At 44.2% G+C, this 20,023-nt stretch carries 25 protein-coding genes and 1 pseudogene; 22 read left to right on the top strand and 4 right to left on the bottom strand.

Features of this window, described 5'->3' with window-relative positions:
• Positions 1-76: 76 nt before the first annotated feature.
• The 3 genes from ABUA31_RS08665 to ABUA31_RS08675 all read left to right on the top strand — a co-directional run bounded on the left by ABUA31_RS08665 (position 77) and on the right by ABUA31_RS08675 (position 3,601).
• Complete coding sequence (locus tag ABUA31_RS08665; protein ID WP_015533711.1) at positions 77-1,471, top strand: MFS transporter; 1,395 nt, start codon at positions 77-79, stop codon at positions 1,469-1,471.
• Positions 1,472-1,763: 292 nt separating this feature from the next.
• Complete coding sequence (locus tag ABUA31_RS08670) at positions 1,764-2,564, top strand: AraC family transcriptional regulator (protein ID WP_015533713.1); 801 nt, start codon at positions 1,764-1,766, stop codon at positions 2,562-2,564.
• 140 nt (positions 2,565-2,704) lie between these two features.
• Positions 2,705-3,601, top strand: a complete 897-nt coding sequence (locus tag ABUA31_RS08675; protein WP_349818777.1) for a helix-turn-helix domain-containing protein — start codon at positions 2,705-2,707, stop codon at positions 3,599-3,601.
• A gap of 47 nt (positions 3,602-3,648) precedes the next feature.
• Here ABUA31_RS08675 and ABUA31_RS08680 read toward each other — a convergent pair whose 3' ends face one another.
• Together ABUA31_RS08680 and ABUA31_RS08685 are read right to left on the bottom strand one after the other, a co-directional pair.
• Entirely contained in the window at positions 3,649-3,864 is a 216-nt protein-coding gene (locus ABUA31_RS08680; RefSeq protein WP_055273142.1) for a hypothetical protein, read from the bottom strand.
• Positions 3,865-3,953: 89 nt separating this feature from the next.
• Complete coding sequence (locus tag ABUA31_RS08685; RefSeq protein ID WP_055223081.1) at positions 3,954-4,256, bottom strand: hypothetical protein; 303 nt, start codon at positions 4,254-4,256, stop codon at positions 3,954-3,956.
• Between ABUA31_RS08685 and ABUA31_RS14390 the strand changes: the two are divergent.
• From ABUA31_RS14390 to ABUA31_RS08740, 11 genes and pseudogenes are all read left to right on the top strand, one after another.
• Positions 4,257-4,421, top strand: a pseudogene (locus ABUA31_RS14390) (hypothetical protein); the annotation flags it as partial.
• Between the two features lie 58 nt (positions 4,422-4,479).
• On the top strand, positions 4,480-4,845 hold the full coding sequence (locus ABUA31_RS08695; RefSeq protein WP_156329444.1) for a hypothetical protein: 366 nt from the start codon (positions 4,480-4,482) through the stop codon (positions 4,843-4,845).
• A gap of 169 nt (positions 4,846-5,014) precedes the next feature.
• Entirely contained in the window at positions 5,015-5,923 is a 909-nt protein-coding gene (locus tag ABUA31_RS08700) for a hypothetical protein (RefSeq protein WP_055273138.1), read from the top strand.
• A gap of 32 nt (positions 5,924-5,955) precedes the next feature.
• Positions 5,956-6,225, top strand: coding sequence for a hypothetical protein (locus ABUA31_RS08705; protein WP_015533718.1), 270 nt, complete (start codon positions 5,956-5,958; stop codon positions 6,223-6,225).
• Between the two features lie 186 nt (positions 6,226-6,411).
• The gene (locus ABUA31_RS08710) at positions 6,412-6,591 is read left to right on the top strand and encodes a sensor histidine kinase (protein ID WP_208895985.1); all 180 of its coding nucleotides are present in this window, start codon (positions 6,412-6,414) and stop codon (positions 6,589-6,591) included.
• Positions 6,592-6,603: 12 nt separating this feature from the next.
• On the top strand, positions 6,604-6,738 hold the full coding sequence (locus ABUA31_RS08715; protein WP_208896345.1) for an ATP-binding protein: 135 nt from the start codon (positions 6,604-6,606) through the stop codon (positions 6,736-6,738).
• Positions 6,735-7,115, top strand: coding sequence for a hypothetical protein (locus ABUA31_RS08720; RefSeq protein ID WP_349093438.1), 381 nt, complete (start codon positions 6,735-6,737; stop codon positions 7,113-7,115). The genes ABUA31_RS08715 and ABUA31_RS08720 overlap by 4 nt, the downstream gene beginning before the upstream one ends.
• A gap of 312 nt (positions 7,116-7,427) precedes the next feature.
• Complete coding sequence (locus tag ABUA31_RS08725; RefSeq protein ID WP_161172062.1) at positions 7,428-9,020, top strand: AMP-binding protein; 1,593 nt, start codon at positions 7,428-7,430, stop codon at positions 9,018-9,020.
• A gap of 29 nt (positions 9,021-9,049) precedes the next feature.
• Complete coding sequence (locus tag ABUA31_RS08730) at positions 9,050-9,277, top strand: acyl carrier protein (protein WP_015533721.1); 228 nt, start codon at positions 9,050-9,052, stop codon at positions 9,275-9,277.
• Between the two features lie 69 nt (positions 9,278-9,346).
• The gene (locus ABUA31_RS08735; RefSeq protein ID WP_349818775.1) at positions 9,347-10,936 is read left to right on the top strand and encodes an MBOAT family O-acyltransferase; all 1,590 of its coding nucleotides are present in this window, start codon (positions 9,347-9,349) and stop codon (positions 10,934-10,936) included.
• A gap of 13 nt (positions 10,937-10,949) precedes the next feature.
• Entirely contained in the window at positions 10,950-11,966 is a 1,017-nt protein-coding gene (locus ABUA31_RS08740; protein WP_117874530.1) for an SGNH/GDSL hydrolase family protein, read from the top strand.
• A 52-nt stretch (positions 11,967-12,018) separates the two neighbouring features.
• Here ABUA31_RS08740 and ABUA31_RS08745 read toward each other — a convergent pair whose 3' ends face one another.
• The gene (locus tag ABUA31_RS08745; RefSeq protein ID WP_349818774.1) at positions 12,019-12,207 is read right to left on the bottom strand and encodes a hypothetical protein; all 189 of its coding nucleotides are present in this window, start codon (positions 12,205-12,207) and stop codon (positions 12,019-12,021) included.
• 263 nt (positions 12,208-12,470) lie between these two features.
• Between ABUA31_RS08745 and ABUA31_RS08750 the strand changes: the two genes are divergently transcribed.
• From ABUA31_RS08750 to ABUA31_RS08775, 6 genes are all read left to right on the top strand, one after another.
• Entirely contained in the window at positions 12,471-13,151 is a 681-nt protein-coding gene (locus ABUA31_RS08750; RefSeq protein ID WP_117874532.1) for a response regulator transcription factor, read from the top strand.
• 102 nt (positions 13,152-13,253) lie between these two features.
• Complete coding sequence (locus ABUA31_RS08755) at positions 13,254-14,960, top strand: sensor histidine kinase (RefSeq protein WP_349818773.1); 1,707 nt, start codon at positions 13,254-13,256, stop codon at positions 14,958-14,960.
• Positions 14,961-14,975: 15 nt separating this feature from the next.
• The gene (locus tag ABUA31_RS08760) at positions 14,976-15,461 is read left to right on the top strand and encodes a hypothetical protein (protein WP_349818772.1); all 486 of its coding nucleotides are present in this window, start codon (positions 14,976-14,978) and stop codon (positions 15,459-15,461) included.
• Complete coding sequence (locus ABUA31_RS08765) at positions 15,424-15,558, top strand: hypothetical protein (protein WP_349818771.1); 135 nt, start codon at positions 15,424-15,426, stop codon at positions 15,556-15,558. The genes ABUA31_RS08760 and ABUA31_RS08765 overlap by 38 nt, the downstream gene beginning before the upstream one ends.
• Entirely contained in the window at positions 15,555-15,707 is a 153-nt protein-coding gene (locus tag ABUA31_RS08770) for a hypothetical protein (RefSeq protein WP_349818770.1), read from the top strand. Before ABUA31_RS08765 ends, ABUA31_RS08770 begins: the two co-directional genes overlap by 4 nt.
• A complete protein-coding gene (locus ABUA31_RS08775; protein ID WP_349093434.1) occupies positions 15,704-16,039 on the top strand; it encodes a hypothetical protein in 336 nt (111 codons plus the stop codon). The genes ABUA31_RS08770 and ABUA31_RS08775 overlap by 4 nt, the downstream gene beginning before the upstream one ends.
• Here ABUA31_RS08775 and hcp read toward each other — a convergent pair.
• Complete coding sequence (gene hcp / locus ABUA31_RS08780) at positions 15,996-17,564, bottom strand: hydroxylamine reductase (protein WP_349818801.1); 1,569 nt, start codon at positions 17,562-17,564, stop codon at positions 15,996-15,998. The two genes, ABUA31_RS08775 and hcp, sit on opposite strands and share 44 nt — an antisense overlap.
• A 417-nt stretch (positions 17,565-17,981) precedes the next feature.
• Here hcp and ABUA31_RS08785 point away from each other — a divergent pair, with 417 nt between their 5' ends.
• On the top strand, positions 17,982-19,418 hold the full coding sequence (locus ABUA31_RS08785) for a DUF3137 domain-containing protein (protein ID WP_238051587.1): 1,437 nt from the start codon (positions 17,982-17,984) through the stop codon (positions 19,416-19,418).
• 44 nt (positions 19,419-19,462) lie between these two features.
• Entirely contained in the window at positions 19,463-20,023 is a 561-nt protein-coding gene (locus ABUA31_RS08790) for a LemA family protein (protein WP_055146645.1), read from the top strand.

Raw genomic sequence — 20,023 nt, forward strand, 5'->3', positions numbered from 1 at the left:
AGCATTTAGAATAATATAGGCATCAGACTGTTTGACACATGAAATTCTAAACATGATTAAGATGAGGAGTGATTCTATGGAAGAAAAAAAGTATTTAAAATGGTATAACAAAGTCGGATACGGATCCGGCGATATAGCAGGAAATGTAGTATATGCATTTTTAACATCCTTTGTGATGATTTATCTGACGGATTCAGTCGGACTTGCAGCAGGTATAGTAGGTACGTTGATCGCAGTTTCCAAACTGTTTGACGGATTTACAGACATTTTCTTTGGCTCGATGATTGACAAGACACACAGCAAGATGGGTAAGGCGAAACCGTGGATGCTTTACGGCTACATTGGATGTGCGATTACACTGGTATGTTGTTTTGCGGTTCCTACAAGCTGGGGAAATACAGCAAAATATGCATGGTTCTTTATTGCATATACATTGTTAAATGGTGTGTTCTATACAGCAAATAATATTGCGTATTCTGCACTTACTTCTTTGATTACGAAGAACAGTAAAGAGCGTGTGCAGATGGGATCTTATCGTTTCATCTTCGCATTTTCTACAAGCCTTTTGATCCAGTCTGTAACCGTAAAATTTGTTGATTACTGCGGTGGAGATGCAGCAGCATGGAGAACGGTAGCAATCATCTATGCAATTATCGGTCTGATTGTAAATACAATCTCAGCGCTCTCCGTAAAAGAGCTTCCGGAGGAGGAGCTTAACGATGGAGAAGTAAAAGGAGATGAAGAAAAGTATGGACTGGTTCAGGCATTTAAGCTTCTTGTAAAGAACAAGTATTATATGATGATCTGTGGAACATATATTTTACAGCAGCTTTATAGTGCCATGATCGGTGCTGGTATCTACTACATGACATGGGTATTGAAGGACAAGAATCTTTTTGGTCAGTTCGCCTGGGCGGTGAATATCCCGCTTATTATAGCTCTTATCTTTACTCCGACACTCGTTGGCAAGTGGAATGGTATGTACAAGCTGAATCTCAGAGGATATATCATTGCCGTTATTGGTAGAGCGTTGGTTGTTGTAGCAGGATATATGGGAAGTATTCCTCTTATGCTGGCATTTACAGCCCTTGCAGCACTTGGACAGGGCCCATGGCAGGGAGATATGAACGCAGTGATTGCTTCTTGTTCAGAGTATACTTATCTGACACAGGGAAAGAGAATTGACGGAACTATGTATTCTTGTACATCACTGGGTGTGAAGATTGGTGGAGGAATCGGAACTGCAGTATGTGGCTGGTTATTAGAGCTTAGTGGTTATGTCGGAACAAATGCAACACAGCCGCAGTCAGCACTTGATATGATGCAGTTTATGTATTTATGGTTGCCATTGATCCTTGATGTGTTAATTATGATTGTTCTTTCCAGAATGAACGTGGAAGCTGTAAATGAAAAATTGAAAGCTGAAAAGGGAATTAAGTCTGATGAAGTAACAGACGCAACAGAGTATTAAGGTTTATATGTAATGAAAAGCATTGTCTAATTGAACATTCGAGAAAGGCAATGCTTTTTGTGCAAGCTAGGTATTCAGTTTTCACAAAGCAGTCCTTTTAGTATTTTATGCATGATATACATGTTCAAAGTAATCAGCGTAGAATACTAAAAGGTTGTTCATATAATTCTTAAACTTGTTCATAATGCGTACCTCCTTTCCTTATTTACAAGCTGATTATAGAATAAATACAATGTGATTGCCTGCCAAATCGAAAAAAAAGTAGACAAATCTTGCAAAGGGGGCGTAACCAATGCATTTATCATTTGTTGATACAAAAGAAGAAATATTAGCTTTAAAAAGAAAATCGAAGCACGTTGCTCCGCATTTACATAATGCATTGGAGATCGTATGTGTGACAAATGGAACACTGGAGCTGGGAGTTGGACAAGAGTTATACCACATGGAAAAGGGAGATATTGGTTTTGTATTTCCTGATATTATCCATCATTATCAGGTTTTCTCTTCGGGAGTGAATAAGGCGGTTTACATTATTTCTCCACCATTTGCGATTGGGAAATATGCTGATATTATACAGACGATGGCACCGGATTACCCAATCATAAAGGCAGAAATGGTGGAGCCGGAAGTATACCGGGCAATTAATGCCATCTTAGATACAGACCACATGGATATAGCAGTTATACAGGCATACCTGCAGATTTTGATTGCAAGATGCATTGGAAAGCTGAAACTGGTCGAGAAAGGAGATGTGGGAAGTAAAGATCTTGTCTATCAGGCAGTATCGTACGTGTCTGGTAATTTTAGAAAGAATTTCTCGTTAGATGATATGGCAAGAGATTTGGGAGTGAGCAAGTATGTTTTATCACGAACATTCTCCAAAACATTCCATCGTAATTTCAATCAATATCTGAATGATGCAAGACTAAATTATGCTTGCCATCGCTTGGAAAATACCAGTGATGCCATTACAAATATATGCTATGATAGCGGATTTGAAAGTCAGAGAACATTCAATCGGGTATTTAAGGAACGATACAAAGTTACACCGAGCGAATACAGAAATATAAGCCGTACAGATATAATATCGTGACTATCAAACATAGAGGCAGAGAATGGAAAAGTTGTGGCTGTGATTGGATATAGGCAGTAAATGTGGCAATTCTACCTTTGAGAGGTGTACTTTTTTGCTGTGATAAGATAAGATTGTCATGATGAAAGGAGGAATGACCTATGGATATTGCTAAGATTGGAAGATATATCGCAGAAAAAAGAAAAAGAGCTAGGCTGACACAGAGACAGCTTGCAGATAAGCTCGGGAAGAGTGATAAGTCTGTTTCAAAATGGGAACGTGGAATTTGCCTTCCAGACGTTTCTGTATATATGGAACTGTGTGAAATATTGGAAATCAGCGTCAATGAATTTTTAGCCGGTGAAGATATCAGCGAAGATAGTGTAAGAGAAAAGTCTGATGAAACGCTATTGCAGGTGTCAAAGGAAGGAAAGAATAAACAGAAATTTCTGCGACGAATCATTGTAGCACTTTGTATTATTCTGACAGGATTTATCACTGTAATCGCTGTTATAGCGTGTAAGAAGATGAGACAACCCCGAAATTTCATAGAAGAAGTATCGCCGGATAGTGCGGAAATGAAAACTGCGGAACTGATGTCTGGAGCAGATGGGGTAATGATGTTTCGGTATAAGACAAAGGATAACTATAAATGCCTTTTTGTTTACTTGTCTGAATATCAATCCGGAAAAAGAGTATCGCATGAGAAAATTGCAGAAATATCTTTTAATGGTACGGAATCTACCGAAACTGGAATGATAGTGGTTGTTCCTAATTTTGAAAAATTTTCTGCAAGTCTAATTGTGGCAGATAACTATACGAAATACACAACAGAAAATCCAATTTTAAATGATGTTGAAGATCGGAAATATTATGGAAGATCGGCGACAAGCATAAACCATATATGTCCGATAGATTTTGGAACAGAGCAGGGGTTAGTGGCTTTGGTTTATGGTAAAAATGGATTAAGTATGTTACCGATACAGGATATTTCCGGAGATTATCTAAATACAGAGAATGATTATATGTATTATTACTCCGTAGAGTTTACGAAATGAGAATATGGATGATCTTCCTATAAAATCTTTACTGATAAGCATGAGGACTAAATATCCTCATGCTTTTTCCCTAGATAGGTGTCAATTTCCTTCTGGTAGTGTTGCAACTCCTTCAGGTCACGCTCATTTTGCCGCTGTTGTTCTTCAAGGTTATGCATGTTCTGTTTAGCCTGTTCCAGTAGTTTTTGTAGGATTTGGATGTTGGAATTCTCGGTATACCGGATGCCGTACCTGTCGTGCAGGTTCTTTTGTATCTCCTGCATGCGTCTGGCGTTCTGCACATTTTACCATTTCTGCAAGCCAACGGTATCCCGTGATACATCACCAGAGAAGTCACACATGGACGAGATTTTCAATCGACTTTTATCCAGTTTTTTTCACCGGGCGACATGGCATCATAAGCAGCTTTTCGCTTTTCTTTTCGTTCTTCCGCTTTTTTCTTTTGTGTTTTCAGATAGTCCTGTCGTCTCGAAATTCTCTTTTTTATGTTGTCATCGGTATAGAATGAACCGAGAGAGTAGCCACGATGAAAACGTTGTTCAACCGAAAATCGGTATTTTGTAACCGTTCCGTATTTCTTTGAGTTTCCGGTTTCAATTATAATATTCTGTGCTTTTAGTCGATTGATATAATCCTCAAATGAAACAGCTTCCATAAGAAGCTCCTTCAGTTCACACTGGATGACGGCACAGGCACAGACAGAACCATCCTCTCAGGAATCCATGCATTCTATGAGCCAGAGGAGTTAGTCGGCAAGACACTTATTGCAATAACAAACCTTCCACCTAGAAAGATGATGGGAATCGATTCATGCGGTATATATGAAAAAGGACCCCAGATTAGAAGTACACACTTCAGATTTGGGGTTCTCTTTTGGTGTGAGAGACGGATCAAAATCCATGATCGCAGGCATGAACAAGTCCGGTAAGTATGGCGCTGAGCTCAAGTTTTCTGTTAAGTCCATGGACGTAATGAAGGTCATGGTGAAGAGCGATTCCAAGAGCTCCAACGATGCACTCAAGGGCACGATGGCGCAGATAAAGGGCGAGGATTACACTGACCTGCAGACGGATGCCCCCGATATCAAGGAGACAAATACGATAATGGAGAGTCTGGATGCGATAGAGAATCTTAAGGCGGATTTCACGGTATCGGATTACTACAGCGTGTATTATTATACTGAGAGACGGCATTTCTCAGCTTTTGCTGGGAGTGCCGTCTTTCTGCATATAAGCCGCAGTTAATTCGCAAAACACATTCGCAGAAAGTCAAATTCAGTTCGCAGAATATCAAATGTAATTGATATTCTGCGAACTGGAGGGTATAATATGCGGTATCTTTGGGTTAGATGCTTGCGGTATGTTGATGCAAGCATGTGTGTATTAAAAGCGAAATGACAGGGGTGAAGGGTAGATGAGAAGATTAAAGTATGTTTTACAGAGTGCGATCGCCTGCTTTGTCGTGGCCGGGGCCTTGCTGGTGCTGTTCTGGGGAGCAGGAATATACAATATATATCATGAGTCACATGGAAATATATCGGATCTGTCAGAGCTGTGGTCGTATATTTCGGAACAGGGATTGATGTTTCTGATCGGATTGCTGGCTTTTGTGTCGTTCCTGGTATCCGGATTTCAGGCGAAGAAGGCCAGCGAGGCGGATAGAGCAGCTAACGGTGGGAACGAGTATGATGGTGTAGGATATGGTGATGCTGATTATTCTGGCACGATAAATGCTGGTGGCGGATATACATATGATTCAATGGACACATCTATAAAGTTAGATGAAGGTTCAGGTATGGAAAATGATAGGAATGTATATGGAAAAAACGGTATGCCATATGCGGACATCTATGGGATGACTGGAGATGCACAATTAACCAATACATATTCATTGCAGTCAGGTGCCAGAAAGATAAGCTTTGACCTGCCTCAGAGGTATAGACTGATAGATGGCGATGACAGTGATCCGGCATTTGCGGGGTTTAATGAGGAGCTTAAGCCGGAACTTGTCTATTGTTCACTTCAGGAGGCTATCGATGATGAGACGGCTGAGGATTACGTGCTGGATGAGCTGGTGGAGGATGAAGCCTGCCCGGAGGAACTGCGGACAAGGGCATATCTGAAACATGAAGTGATAGAGGGAAGACTTTATTACTATTATATATTCAAGTATAAGAAGTCCAGAAAGCAGAGACAGAAGTTTGCGGCGGCATGTGACATAGGCGGCGGGCTGTTCTATACGATAGAGACAGAATGGATATGGCGCAAGGAGGAATTGACGCTGGAAGCACTCATAGACTTTTTGAAGATACGGGTAGAGTGATTTATGACATCTACAGAACATGAGGTGATAATATGTGGACAATAAAGAGAATAGATGAGGCCGACTTCGGCTGTGAGGAGAGGCTTCCGGGGGAGCCGCTTATGGTGCTGGTGAGTCTGGAGTGTGACGATGGAAGGATGCTTCAGCTTGAGGTGGCTGACAACTGGCTGACCATGCAGGAGCTTGACGAGGGCGATGAGTGGCCGGATGATCCGGACGAACCGGATGAAGAAGATGCGAAAAGCGCAAAGCAGGTGCAGTGGATGGAGAGTTATCTGGATGCTCTGGAGGAGCTGGAATAAGAGTGAAAATAATAAGAATATCGACAAAACCGCCATATCATAAGCGATATTGGCGGTTTTTGTGCGTATGGAATTACTTTTTGCCATATACTTTAGGATAATATGTTGTTATAACGAAAAGAATGGTTGTGTGAATTTTGTCGATGTTTGGTTTGCAGGCAACTGCGTATGGGAGAGAATTAATGTTTGGTTTCACTGGTAAATGACATCCTCGACATGTCCAGAATAGAAGCGGGCAAGATAGAGCTCGAGGACAAGCCGTTTGACATAAGGGTTCTCGCAGACGAATTGAGAAATATGTTCCAGGAGAGCGTTGAGGCCAAGAACCTCAGATTTGATGTTGAGCTTGTAGATTTTACTGATTAATTCAAGACAACGATCTTCAGGCCATTTGAGCAGGAGAATGCAGGCATAGCTAAAAATTATGGAGGAACAGGTCTTGGTATGGCCATCACAGATCAGATCGTGAGACTCATGGGCGGTGAGATCGTGATAGACAGTATGCCTGAATGATGTTCTGGCTGTCTGATAAAGGATTGATGCCGGTTGACCAGTATTCCACATATACAGAGGCCGATCCTGCACAGGCTGACAGGGGCAATTTTGTGACTGTGAAGAATGTCGGTGCCAGCAGAAAATACATATATACACCATATTCTGCGGATATTCCGGAGGGAATATTTGTCAATGTGAACGAGGATATGAACTACCTGTCGATGGGTTTGTTTGGTGCAAAGGACTATCAGTACAATGAATATTCCGGTGACAGAATGAACGGAAGCTCCGTCAGAGAAGCCACAATATACCTCTGGATATCCTGCTGGGTATCGTTCTCGTATGCGTACTGGCGGTTACGGTGGTTGAAGTCAGATACTTTGTGCGGAGACTAAGTGATGAGAAGAGGTATGACAGATATGTCCGTGGATGGACATGTCTGCCGCTGTTTTTTGTTTTACTTAAAGATATCTTAAAGATTCGCCTCATTGAAACTTAAAGGGATGGCGGCTATAATCAGCAGGTGTAGTGAGAAGCTGCAGTGCGGATTACGCTGATGGATTGAGGAAGTGTAACCATATTGTAATAACTCTTACATATAATTAAGTCTGTTGAATGTATATTAAGTTGAACTGGCAGAAAGGCTTGGCATATAATCTATTCGATTTTGGAAGAAAGAAAAAGGTGGTTAAACGAGGTGGTAAATATTGAAAAATATATTGGAATTTATAGAGAATTCGGCTTTAAAATATCCAGACAAGCTGGCAGTTGCAGATGAGGAAGGCGGACTCACATATGGTCAGATGGAGAGGCTTTCCAGACAGATCGGTGCATGGATATATGAGAAGACAGATGGCGTGAGGAATAAGCCTGTTGCCGTGTTGCTGGACAAAAAGCCTGGGAGTGTGGCTGCCTATATGGGAGTTGTCTACAGTGGCAATTTCTATGTGGTACTGGATGCGGAGATGCCGGCGTCTAGAGCCGAGTCGATACTCGGAACGCTGAATCCGGTTGCAGTCGTGACTGACATCGGGCATATGGAGAAGGCGCTGGAGCTTTACAGAAATGGCGTGGATGAAGATGGATGCCAGGGACAGGAAGGCGAGAACAAAGAGGTATTCAGGATATTAAATCTTGACGAGCTGGACACAAGTGCAGATCAGTCGGTGTTGGATGCGGTCAGAAGCAGGGCGATAGACACGGATCCCGTGTATGCGCTTTTCACATCGGGCTCGACCGGAGTTCCAAAGGGCGCTGTGGTATCACACAGGAATGTAATATCCTACACCTACTGGTACACGGAGGCATTTGGTATAGACGAGAGTACGATATTCGGAAGCCAGACACCGTTCTACTTCAGCATGTCGGTGTCAGATCTCTACAGCACTCTTAAAAATGGTGCCACGCTGTACATCATACCGAAGGCGTATTTCACCTTCCCTATGAAGCTGATGGAATTCATGAATACATACAGGATCAACACGATATACTGGGTGCCATCGGCATTGCAGATCGTTGCAAATTACAAGCTGTTCCAGTACGCCCAGCTTCCCGAGCTGAAGAAGGTGCTGTTTGCCGGAGAGGTGATGCCGACAAAGCCGCTGAATTACTGGATACAGAATCTTCCGGATGCCATGTATGCAAATCTGTTCGGCCCAACAGAGACGACCGACATATGTACGTATTACGTGGTGGACAGAGTATTTGCCGATGACGAGCCGCTGCCGATGGGACATGCGTGCAACAACTGTGATGTGTTTGTTCTTGATGAGAACGGCAGGGAGGTGTCACCGGAGATCGATCCTGAGACGGGCTTCAGCCGTGAGGGTGAGCTCTATGCCAGAGGTTCATTTGTGGCGCTGGGCTACTTCGGAAATGCGGAGAAGACGAGAGAGGCATTTGTCCAGAATCCGCTGAATCCGTACTATCCAGAGCTGGTCTACAAGACCGGTGATCTGGTGAAATACAACAGATACGGCGAGCTGGTATATGTGTGCCGTAAGGACTATCAGATAAAACACATGGGTTACCGCATAGAGCTCGGCGAGATCGAGGCTGCAGCAGGAGCTATAGACGGAATCAGAAGCTATGCCTGCATATACGATGATGCGGCGGACAAGATCGTGTTCATCTACGAGGGCAGGAAGAAGGACGAGACGGAGCTGCTTAAGGCGTTCCAGGAGAGGGTTCCACATTACATGGAGCCGAACCGTTTTGTCAGGGTGACAAGCATGCCCCACAATGCAAATGGCAAGATAGACAGGAAGAGACTGAAGGCGGAATATGCGCAGCATGTGTGACAATTTTATTGATAAGGAGATAAGAGATTATGGAAGAATTATTAAAGATTTTGAATGAGGTAAAACCTGGAGTTGATTATGAGAACGAGACAGATCTTATAGGACATGGCGTGCTGGATTCCATCACGATGGTAACGCTGGTGCTTCAGCTCAGCGATGAGTTTGACGTAGACATTTCTCCTGTTGATATCACACCGGAGAACTTCAAGACAGTCCAGACCATATACGATATGATCCAGAGACTTGAAGACGAGTAAGAGCAGATATAGATATTGGAAGATGACGGGGACTGACTGCCGTCAAAAAATACTGGAGGAGTGAGAATTATGTCATATACGTCGATATCGTATCTGGTATTTATATTGCTCGGAGCGTTTATAGTGTACAATATAGTGCCGCTGAAGCACAGATGGAAGGTCCTGCTGGCATTCAGCTATCTGTTTTATTTTATCAATTCAGGCAGATATATCATATTTATCCTGTTCGGGTCGTTGACCATATATGTGGGCGGCCTGCTGATAAACAAGATAGATGATGGCTGCAGCATGGCAAGGAAAGCTCTGTCAAAGGAAAACAAAAAAGAGTACAAGGCACTTATCGGATGGCAGAAAAAGTGCGTGTGCGTATGCGTGGTGCTTGTGAATGTAGGAATTCTGGTATTCCTGAAATATTCGGTATTCCTTGGACAGGTATTTACAGATGTGCTTGGACTCATACACATAAATGTAGAGAATCCGATGTATCAGAGGATGATGCCGCTTGGAATCTCGTTCTACACACTGTCTGCGGTGAGTTACATAGTGGACGTGTACAGAGGCAAATACAGGGCATCGGACAAGTTTGGCAAGGTTGCACTTTTCCTTGCATTTTTCCCGCACATTGTTGAGGGACCTATAGCCAGGTTCGATCTTGTTGGAGAGCAGATGTATGAGGGGCACAGGTTCAGTTATGAGAACATGACCATGGGACTCCAGCTTATACTGTGGGGCTTCTTCAAGAAGATAGTTATTGCAGATCGCGCAAATATGTATGTGAACCAGATATTTGACAATTACGCAAGCTACACAGGACTTCCGGTAGTAGTGGGAATGCTGCTCTACACATTACAGCTCTATGCGGAATTCTCAGGCTGTATGGATATAGTAAGGGGAAGTGCCCAGATGTTTGGAATAGGACTCTCAGAGAACTTCAATCAGCCGTTTATGTCAAAGACGGTCAGTGAGTTCTGGAGAAGGTGGCATATGACTCTCGGTGCATGGTTCAAGGACTATGTGTTCTATTCAGTTTCACTGTCCAAGCCATTTGTGAAGCTGAGTAAGAAGACCAGGGAACATATGAATACTTTCTTCGCGACATTTGTTCCTATGTCTATAGCGATGTTCATAGTGTGGTTTGGAACGGGTATTTGGCACGGCGCAAGCTGGAAGTACGTCATGTATGGTCTTTATTATTGGGCTATCATGGTAATCGGACTTCTCATGGAGCCTCTTTTCAAGAAGCTGTATGGGAAAATGAATGTTGACCGCCAGGGAAAGGTATACAGGCTGCTTCAGGTTGTCAGGACCTTCATTTTTGTGAATGTGGGAATGCTCATGTTCAGGGCTGATGATCTTACAGCATTTGGACACATGTTTGTGTCCATGTTCAGGGGATTTACATTTGCGGATCTGACAAATGGAACTTTGCTTGGAATGAAGCTTGACATGGCAGATTTTGCAGTGCTGGCAGTGGGCGCGCTCATTCTGTTCCTGGTTGGACTTTACAAGGAGAAGGGACACCAGATAAGAGCAGAGCTTGCAACGAAGAATATAGCCCTCAGATGGGCAGTTTACTATGTGCTGCTGTTTGGAGTGATCATACTCGGAGCATATGGCAAGGGCTATGAGGTGGCTGGATTTATATATGCACAGTTTTAGAGGTGATTTATCTATGAAGAAAAGTGGACGTAATATAATAAAATCCATAGCATTTGCCCTGGTGGCCGTGATGATCATGGGAGTGCTGGGAGCTGCGTTTACTCCGAAGCGGAGCGATCCGGGAAGCGGAATAACCAACTCGAATGCAAGGGGCTTCTATGGAGAACCGAAGAATTCGATAGACGTACTGGTGCTTGGAGACAGCAATGCCTACAGTGCATGTTCTCCGATGTATATATGGAACAAATATGGAATTCCAACATATGTGGCGGCTGAGGGATTCCAGAATGTGACCGGGGCATCCAACCTTCTGGATGAAGTGCTCACATGTCAGAAGCCAAAGCTGGTGGTGTTTGATGTGAATATGCTCTGGACAGGCAAGACGACATTGAAAAAGGTTGAGAACAACCTGAAGAATCTGGCATATAAGTATCTGCCTCTTGCACAGTACCACAACAGGTGGAAGAGCATGAGTGTTTCGGACATGTTCGGTGCCAGGGACTACACATACAGATCAGCCTCAAGAGGACAGTATCTCAGCATGGAGGTCAAGCCGTTTTCAGGCCAGAGCAAGATGGTGGAAACCAAGGCTGTTGAGGACATACCGGAGGTATCAAAGATACTGCTCGATAAGCTGATGGACAAGTGTGAGAAGAATGGAATCAAGATCATGTTCATAGAGACTCCGACGGCGAAGTCATGGAATTATGCAAGACACAATGCCATGGTTAAGTATGCTAAAGCCAAGAATATTGATTTTGTCGATATGAATACGCTCAAGGGCGATTATGTGATCGACTGGAGCACCGACACGAGGGATGGCGGAAGACATCTCAACTGTAAGGGCGCAGAGAAGGTAAGCGCCTATCTTGGAAAATATATTTCAGAGAATTATTCTTTTAAGGATAAGAGACATTCAGAAAAGTATGCGGATTGGAATAATGACTATCTGGATTATGTGAAGTATATGTCCGGAGAGACTGTGTCGTTGGAGGCACAGCAGTCCGACGGAACGGTATCTAACAACTAAATATAAAATATATAAGTGGACGGAGGATTGAATCCCCCGTCCACTTTATTTTTTATTTTACTGTAACTTTGCATCTGGCAGATATATTGCCGGAAGTATATGTCTTTTTCTCAGTGCTGTTTGAAGGTGTGAGAACCGGTTTCAGCAGATAGCTCTTGCCGCGCTTCAATGTGATGGCTGTCACATTGACACGCATTGTCGAGGTGACCTTTTTCCAGTATTTGCGGGTCTCGGTTATCATCCTCTGCGGCATAGACAGAGACAGGGATCGTCAAAGTCGGTGCTGCAGCCATTATAAATGCTGGCAATAATTTTCTTATCCTCATAGACATAGGCTCCTCTCTTTCATTAAAGGTCAATCTGTTTATAAAAAACATGCAAAAGGATACAAAAAGGATATAAGTTTGAAGTATACTGTGTTCAGAATCTTAGATATCGATGATTTACATAGAGTGGCACGGCGCTGTGAGGTATACAGAATCAAAGCTGCCACGGGGAGGGAATATGAAGTATAGCATATTGCTTGTCGAGGACGAGCAGAAGATAGCAGAGGGGATAATGGACTATATGAACGGCAAGGAAGCAGAATATGAGACCTGTTTCACCTGGGCTGATGATGGAGACAAGGCACTGGAGCTTGTGTATGAGAACGAATACGATCTGGTGCTGCTGGACGTCATGCTTCCGGGGGCAGATGGATTTGAGATATGCAGGGCCATCAGGGCAAAGAGTTATGTGCCTGTCATTTTCCTGACTGCAAGGGGCAGGGAGGAGGATCGGCTGTATGGCTATGACATAGGTTGCGATGACTATGTGGTGAAGCCGTTTTCCATGGCGGAGCTTTCTGCAAAGATCATGTCATTCCTCAGAAGAAGCAAGGGGCTGTGGGAGAAGAAGAGCAGCATAGAGGCATATGACATCGTGATCTATCCGGACAGGCTTCAGGTATTTGCCGCTGGGAACGAGGTAAGGCTTGCACCGAAGGAATATGCCATGCTGAAGTATTTTATGGAGCACAGAGGAATGCTTATCACAAGGGATGATCTTCTGGTCAGGCTGTGGGGCTATGATTATGAGGGCAGCGACAGGGTAGTGGACAATCATATCAAGAAGCTTCGACAGGCACTTGGAGAGTCGGGTAAAAAGATCAAGACAGTATTTGCAAAGGGATACAGGATGGATTGAGACTGTGTGAAACGGTGCAAAGTGTAGATATAATTAATGGATGTGTCAGTACACAGACCCCATGACTCGGAGGTTATTAAAAGGGAAAGGATGTTTTATAATATGAAGAAAAATAAAAATATGTTATATGGGAAAAAACAAAGATTCGGCTCATTTTTTCTGAGAATATTTGTGCCGTTTATATTGGTGGCAGCATTGCTGGGAGGGATCGTGACCTATCTGTTGGTATCTATATATAATACTAGTGTAGACAACGGTGTAGCGAGTGCTGAGGAACGAATCAGGTCAAATGTAAATGAAGCAGTTACAGAATATCAAGATGCACTGGCAGGAGCCTATGTGGATGGGATCAATTATGATTTTGAGACTGCGGATAACAAATTCACCAGTGATGTTGAATATACGTGCGAAATGCTAAGTGCGATTGCAGTGGATGGCGGTGCTGCTGCAAGTCTGTACTATAAGGACTCAGATGGCACTTTGACATTGGTTGCCGGGCATGACTACCGTATGTTTTTTGTTGTCACAGATGATAACAATAAAAAGTTTAGATTGTCATGTACATATGAGGATTATCAGAAGATGATGGCGGAGGCTCCAAGATACGGAAGTGCCGATGGTTTGCCTGCTTTATCCAGGATAGAAGAGATATATGTAAAGGGAACCAGTTTCTGGATAAGTAAATATAGTTACTATGACTACGGTGATGACGTTAAGGTCATAGGAATTCATGAGGCTCAAATGGACTATGGCGAATCTGATGAGAAGAGTGTCACAGTAACAGAGATCCCCGATGGTTATGTGAAGCTTGACACAAGCAAAGGATACCATTTTTATAATAGCAGTCTTATCGGTTCGGGAGCAGCTTCCCGTAATATGGATTATGAAGGAAATATAGAGACTCTTGTGGCAGATCTGGGGGACTCCGGTGTTGGAAGTTTATCAAGAGTCAGTAGGAATTGTGATCAGGGAAAGCACAACACCGATGTGGTAGCGATTGGAAATAGTTATTATCTGGTGATGGATTATCACACCGACCTCGTAAAGTCTTCATTTGGAAAAGTGATAATTGCCACGTGGATAGGAATAGCACTGCTGAGCACGCTTGTCTCACTTGCAATAGCCTATGTATTGTACAGATCATACAAATCTGTCTATGACATGGAGCAGTACAGGCGTACCACATCAAATGCTATGGCGCACGATCTGAAGAGTCCACTGGCGGTCATCTCACTTTACGCTGAAAATCTCAAGGCTGGCACAAATCCTGAGAAGAACCAGTATTATATGGACGGCATACTGGATGAGGTCAGACAGATGAATACGCAGGTTGCGACTATACTGGATATGGCTAAGGCAGAGGACGTGGATACAAAGCTCAAAAAGACAGAAGTGGATCTGACAGGCATAGTTGACACTGTGGCACAGATATATAATGAGAAAATATCGGAGAAAAACGTGCAGATCGATATATCGGGGGCATGCACGGTCTCTGCGGATGAAGCTCTGATGTATCAGGCTGTTGTCAACATCATGGATAACGCTGTCAAGTATGTGACTGATGGCGGACACATCGATGTGAAGCTATCGGATAAAGAAGTGTCATTTGTCAATTCCAGCGAACCACTTGATAAGGACACGCTGGAAGGTGCATGGAAGCCATTTGTCAAGGGGGACAATAGCCGTCACGGACACAAGGGCACCGGACTTGGACTCTCGATCGTCAAGGCCATTATGGACAGGCATGGATTTGACTGTGAGATGAAGAATGTTGATGGGGGAGTGGAAGTGAGATTGATATTCAAATAAGAAGGAGTGGGATTTATGCATTTGTCGGTATCACAGGAAAAATTAAATGAAGAAATAGGTGATGAATATCGCATGGAGCAGCTCACGGCGAAAATCCGGGATACAGAGAATTTGATCTCTGAGTCCGAGAAAAAGATAGCTGCCTGTGAGTTAAAATACTCGGAGCTGCTGAAAAATTTCAAGATCACTATGATCCTGATTCTGGTTGTCGTGGGAATATTTGCTTATATAGCGGCAAATGCGGCGCTTATAGCGTACAGGTTCGTTGCACAGACGTATTTGTTTATCTTTGTTGGGGCTATGGTGGTTTCGTTCATAGCCTATGTGATAAGGCGTGCCACAAAAGAGATTCCTATGTACGTTCATTGTCGCCAGGAGGAGAAAGGAACTTCCCAGGATACCAGAAATTATGTTTATAGGATAAAGCAGGAGAAGAGACATCTGGCAGACTATAAGGCAGAGCTTGAGATGGTTAAGCGGAAAGGCGCACAGGCTGGATGATCAGAAGCTGTGGATCGACAGGATATTTGCGGAGAATCCATCTATGAACAGTGTGTACCCGGATGACAGCAGATATGTGCTTGAGCCGTTCTATTGATACAGGATGAATACCTGACACAGGTAAATGATGAGAAAGGCATAGTAAACGCTGCAAACAGCGGTATGATCGGAGGTTATGTGCCATGCCACAATTGTATCGATAACTGTATCCACGCTGTCCTGTCTGCGGAGGCTCGATGGACATGAACCTCCGCAAGGATGGTTATTTTGTTCAGGACAGTGCCTGGTATGAGGCAGAGCGGTGCTTCGATGATTTTGTCTCCAGATCCCGGGACAGGAAGCTTGTGCTCTTTGAGCTGGGGGTTGGATTTAACACGCCAACCATAATCCGATTTCCTTTTGAGAAGCTGACACGAGAACACGATAACATAACCCTTGTCAGGTTAAATCTCGATCAGGCTGTGATTCCGGAAAGTCTTGGGAACAGAGCTATAGGGATAAATGCGGATATGGCGGAGAGTATAAGTGATATACTCAACGTTTCAGTATCGCATCCATATCCTGTTCAGGGGCAGTGATCGGGTTTAGCTTATAATTCTCCACCAGATATTTCACCACGGTCTCGGACATGAATGCCGGCAGTGTCGGGCCGATATACATGTTGCGCACGCCCAGCGACAGCAGGGTGAGAAGGATACAGACGGCCTTCTGCTCGTACCATGACAGCACAAGGGTGAGTGGGAGGTCGTTTATGCTGCAATGAAATGCATCAGCCAGAGCCAAAGCAACCTTGATGGCACTGTAGGAGTCATTGCACTGACCCATGTCGAGTATTCTTGGAATCCCGTCGATTTCGCCGAGGTCGAGATCGTTGAAACGGTATTTGCCGCAGGCGAGGGTGAGGACAAGGGTGTCCATCGGAGTCTGCTTTACGAATTCGGTGTAATAGTTGCGTCCCGGATGTGCGCCGTCACAGCCTCCAACGAGGAAAATGTGCTTGACATGTCCTGCATTGATGGCGTCTATGATCTTGCCAGCCTGTGACAGAACCGCGCTGTGTCCAAATCCGGTTGTCAACATGTGACCGCCGTTTATGCCGCTCATGCTTCTGTCGTGTTCGTAGCCGCCGAGCTTCTGGGCATGTTTTATGATCGGAGTGAAATCCTTTTTGCCTGCTCTTGTACATGAGATGTGAACCATGCCGTCATAACCCACGACTGATGTGGTGTAGATCCTGTCCTTGTAGCTCGGCCTTGGCGGCATGAGACAGTTGGTGGTAAAGAGCACCGGCGCGGGTATGTTCTCAAATTCCGTCTGCTGGCTCTGCCATGCGGTTCCGAAATTACCCGCCAGATTATGGTATTTGTTAAGCTCCGGATAGCCGTGCGCAGGCAGCATCTCGCAGTGGGTATATACATTTACTCCTGTCTTTTCAGTCTGCTCAAGGAGCTGTGACAGGTCGTTCAGGTCGTGACCGGAGACCACGATAAATGGCCCTTTTTTGATGTCAACATTTACTCTCGTAGGCACAGGATTGCCAAATGATTCAGTGTTGGCTTTGTCCAGCAGCTCCATGCATTTGAAATTGACCTGGCCAAATTCCATGATGAGTTCTATCCATTCGGTGACGCTGTGCTCCCTGTTAACCTCGCACAGTCCCTTGTAGAACCACTTCAGAACCTCATTATCTGTGTAGCCGAGATTCATGGCGTGATGGGCGTATGCCGCCATACCCTTGAGTCCAAACAGCAGGGTGGAACGCAAGGACACTATATCCGTGTCACCATCCCATAGGTCGATCACCTGTATCTTTTCAGCCTCAGGTCTGCTGATCTTGTTCTGCTCGTTTTTAACCCTTCCCATAAATTCTTTTATTGCATTGTCGTCAAAGTTTACATTTGTCAGGGTTGTGAAAAGACCGTCTATGATAAGTCTGTCGGCGACCGCGCTGTGTTTATTCTCATTTTTTGAGAGTTCTGCAAGTTTTATAAGCTCACACACAAGCTCGTCCTGTAGATTAGATGTGGATGGCTGCTTGCCGCACACTCCAGTATTGATACATGCGGATCCCCCCGCTGTCTGCTGACACTGAAAACAAAACATATTTGACATGTACTGTATACCTCCTGAAATTATGAATCTATCTGAAAAAACTGGTGACTGCCTGGCAGTCTGTGGATTTTCTTCTAAATAGAGTATGGACAGTGAACAGGAGTTTTATACGCAAATTTGCTAAAGTATATCTGTGAAATAACATTTAGGGGGATAAAAAACTTTCGTTGCTCAGATAGAGGCGCCCTGAGAAAAAATGGAGACAGAGGTGGGGACGGAGGTACCTGTCCCCTCCGTCCCCACCTTCATTTGATACTGCGGAGTCGCCGGTTATATTGAGCAGATAAGTGCCGTCTTGCACGCATTTGACTGAAATTTTACATGGCGCTGATAGTGGGCAGATGTGAAAAAGTTTTATAGTAAATCAAATAACAGTTGATCTGGACGGGGATAAAGGAGAAATCACGGATGAAAAAGGAATACGGGGATAGACTGGCTCGCGCGCTTGAATTTGCAAATGAATCAGCCAAGTATCATGTCAGGAACTATGCGGATGGGACGCTTATGCCCGGAGATGCATATGCCGATCTGCCGATAGATGAGAGAGACCGAATGTATCTTGGACCGGATGCTGGAGCGCCCAACATGTATTCCAGAATATACCGCAGCCAAAGAGAGAAAGAGATGCGGGAGCAGGGCATGACAAATGAGCAGATAAAGCTGAGATGGGAAGCACTTGATGCCATGTGGCGCCAGGAGATAGAGGAGAGGCTCTACGGGGAAGCCAGACAGAATGATCGGTCAGAGGATGTTATATCAAGATACGAGAATGGAGGCTTGCCCGGTGATTTTCAGAGAAGGAGCGATCAGGCGGATGCGAAGAGAAGGACAAAATGGCTCGGGATACGAATAGTGCTCATAACCGTAGTAGTGGTGATCATGGCGTTCACGATACTTAATGAGGCCGGGCTGATAAACGGCATGAGTATAACAGAGCGGATATTTGACAGGGTAGAGCAGATATTTGGCGGTATGGACAACATATCATCAGGCGGTGCGGGAGCTGGTGGCGGAACAGATTCAGAAAATCCCGGCGGACTGGTGATCGTATACGGAGTAGTTATCTTCCTTATATTCAGATGGGTGAGTAAGAGCAAAAAGAAAAAAGAGAATATTTCAGATTCCAGTGTGATTTACACGGAGCTGATCCCACAGATTATCAGGAGACGTTATGGAGAGGGTAGCGTATACAGACATCAGGGTGGACTTCCTGATGAACAGATGAGAAGACTGAACTGCTTTGCTGGCAGACCATTTACACTGGATGGCAAGCCTTTGCTGGTTAACGGCCGCGACATGGTGGAGGGAACATACAAAGGTGTTCATTTCAGGTGCAGTTATGAATACATGGAGTACGAGTATTATCACGAGGACAGTGATGGTGATAAAGAGAAAAAAATAGACAAATTATTTGGGGGGCTGGTTGTTGAGATACCATATAGAAAGGTTTCATCGGCTTTGCTGGGAGTCATGGGAAACTCTGAACTGGCGATGAAGAATATATTGAAGTGTGGTTCGGAGAGTGGCGCAGTGGGAAGAATAGAAAAGACAGAAAACGAGAACTTTAATCTGCTGTTCACTATAAACTGCAATGACGAGGAGAATATATTTTATATGCTTACACCGGATGTCATGGAGAGGCTGGCGGCACTTTATCCAAAGGAGAAGGCGTCTCTCCATGTGACATTCGATGGGGACAGATTGTACATGTGTATAAGCAAGAGTGATAAATACATGGTATTTGACGAGGAGAAAAATATAAAAAGTATGAGTGATGTGGAGGCTTATCTGGACAAATACCTGCGCATGCTGCAGGAGACGATGGATGCGGCTCTGTTACTATAGAAGAGAAATTGTGAAAATGAGCAAAAGTACACGGAGGGAAATGTATGTTTACAATATTATTTAGCAAAGGTGTGTTCGTATTTTGTGTGTTGGTGGTAATAGTTTTGATACTTTTAGCGTATGCGATAAAGACTGCAAATGCTCTGAAAGCAGCGGAAAATAAGGTGAGAGAGCTGGACTCGGATGTGGATATTGCTCTTGCAAAGAGATATGATCTGCTCACAAAACAGTATGCGATGGTAAAGACTTATATGTCGTATGAGAGCGAGAATCTGATAACAGCGATAAAGCTCAGAAAAGGCATGACACCTGATGAGAAGACCGGGGTAGAGAAACTTATGAAAAATGCCTCGGATCAGATAAATGCAGTTGTGGAGGCGTATCCGGAATTGGCGGCGGGCAAGAATATAGAGGTCCTTCAGAACAGCTGCACAAATGCGGAGGAGCACATCCAGGCGGCAAGAAGACTGTACAATGCAGGTGTGACAAATTATAACAATCTGTGCAGCCAGTTTCCTTCTTCGGTGGTTGCGGCCATAACGGGTCACAATATGGTGGAGTATTTCAAGACTGATGCGGATAAGAGATCAGATGTGATATTTTAG

Origin of the sequence: Coprococcus sp. RTP31081st1_H1_RTP31081_211007 (assembly GCF_040227275.1) — a bacterium.
GTDB lineage: Bacteria > Bacillota > Clostridia > Lachnospirales > Lachnospiraceae > Coprococcus > Coprococcus aceti.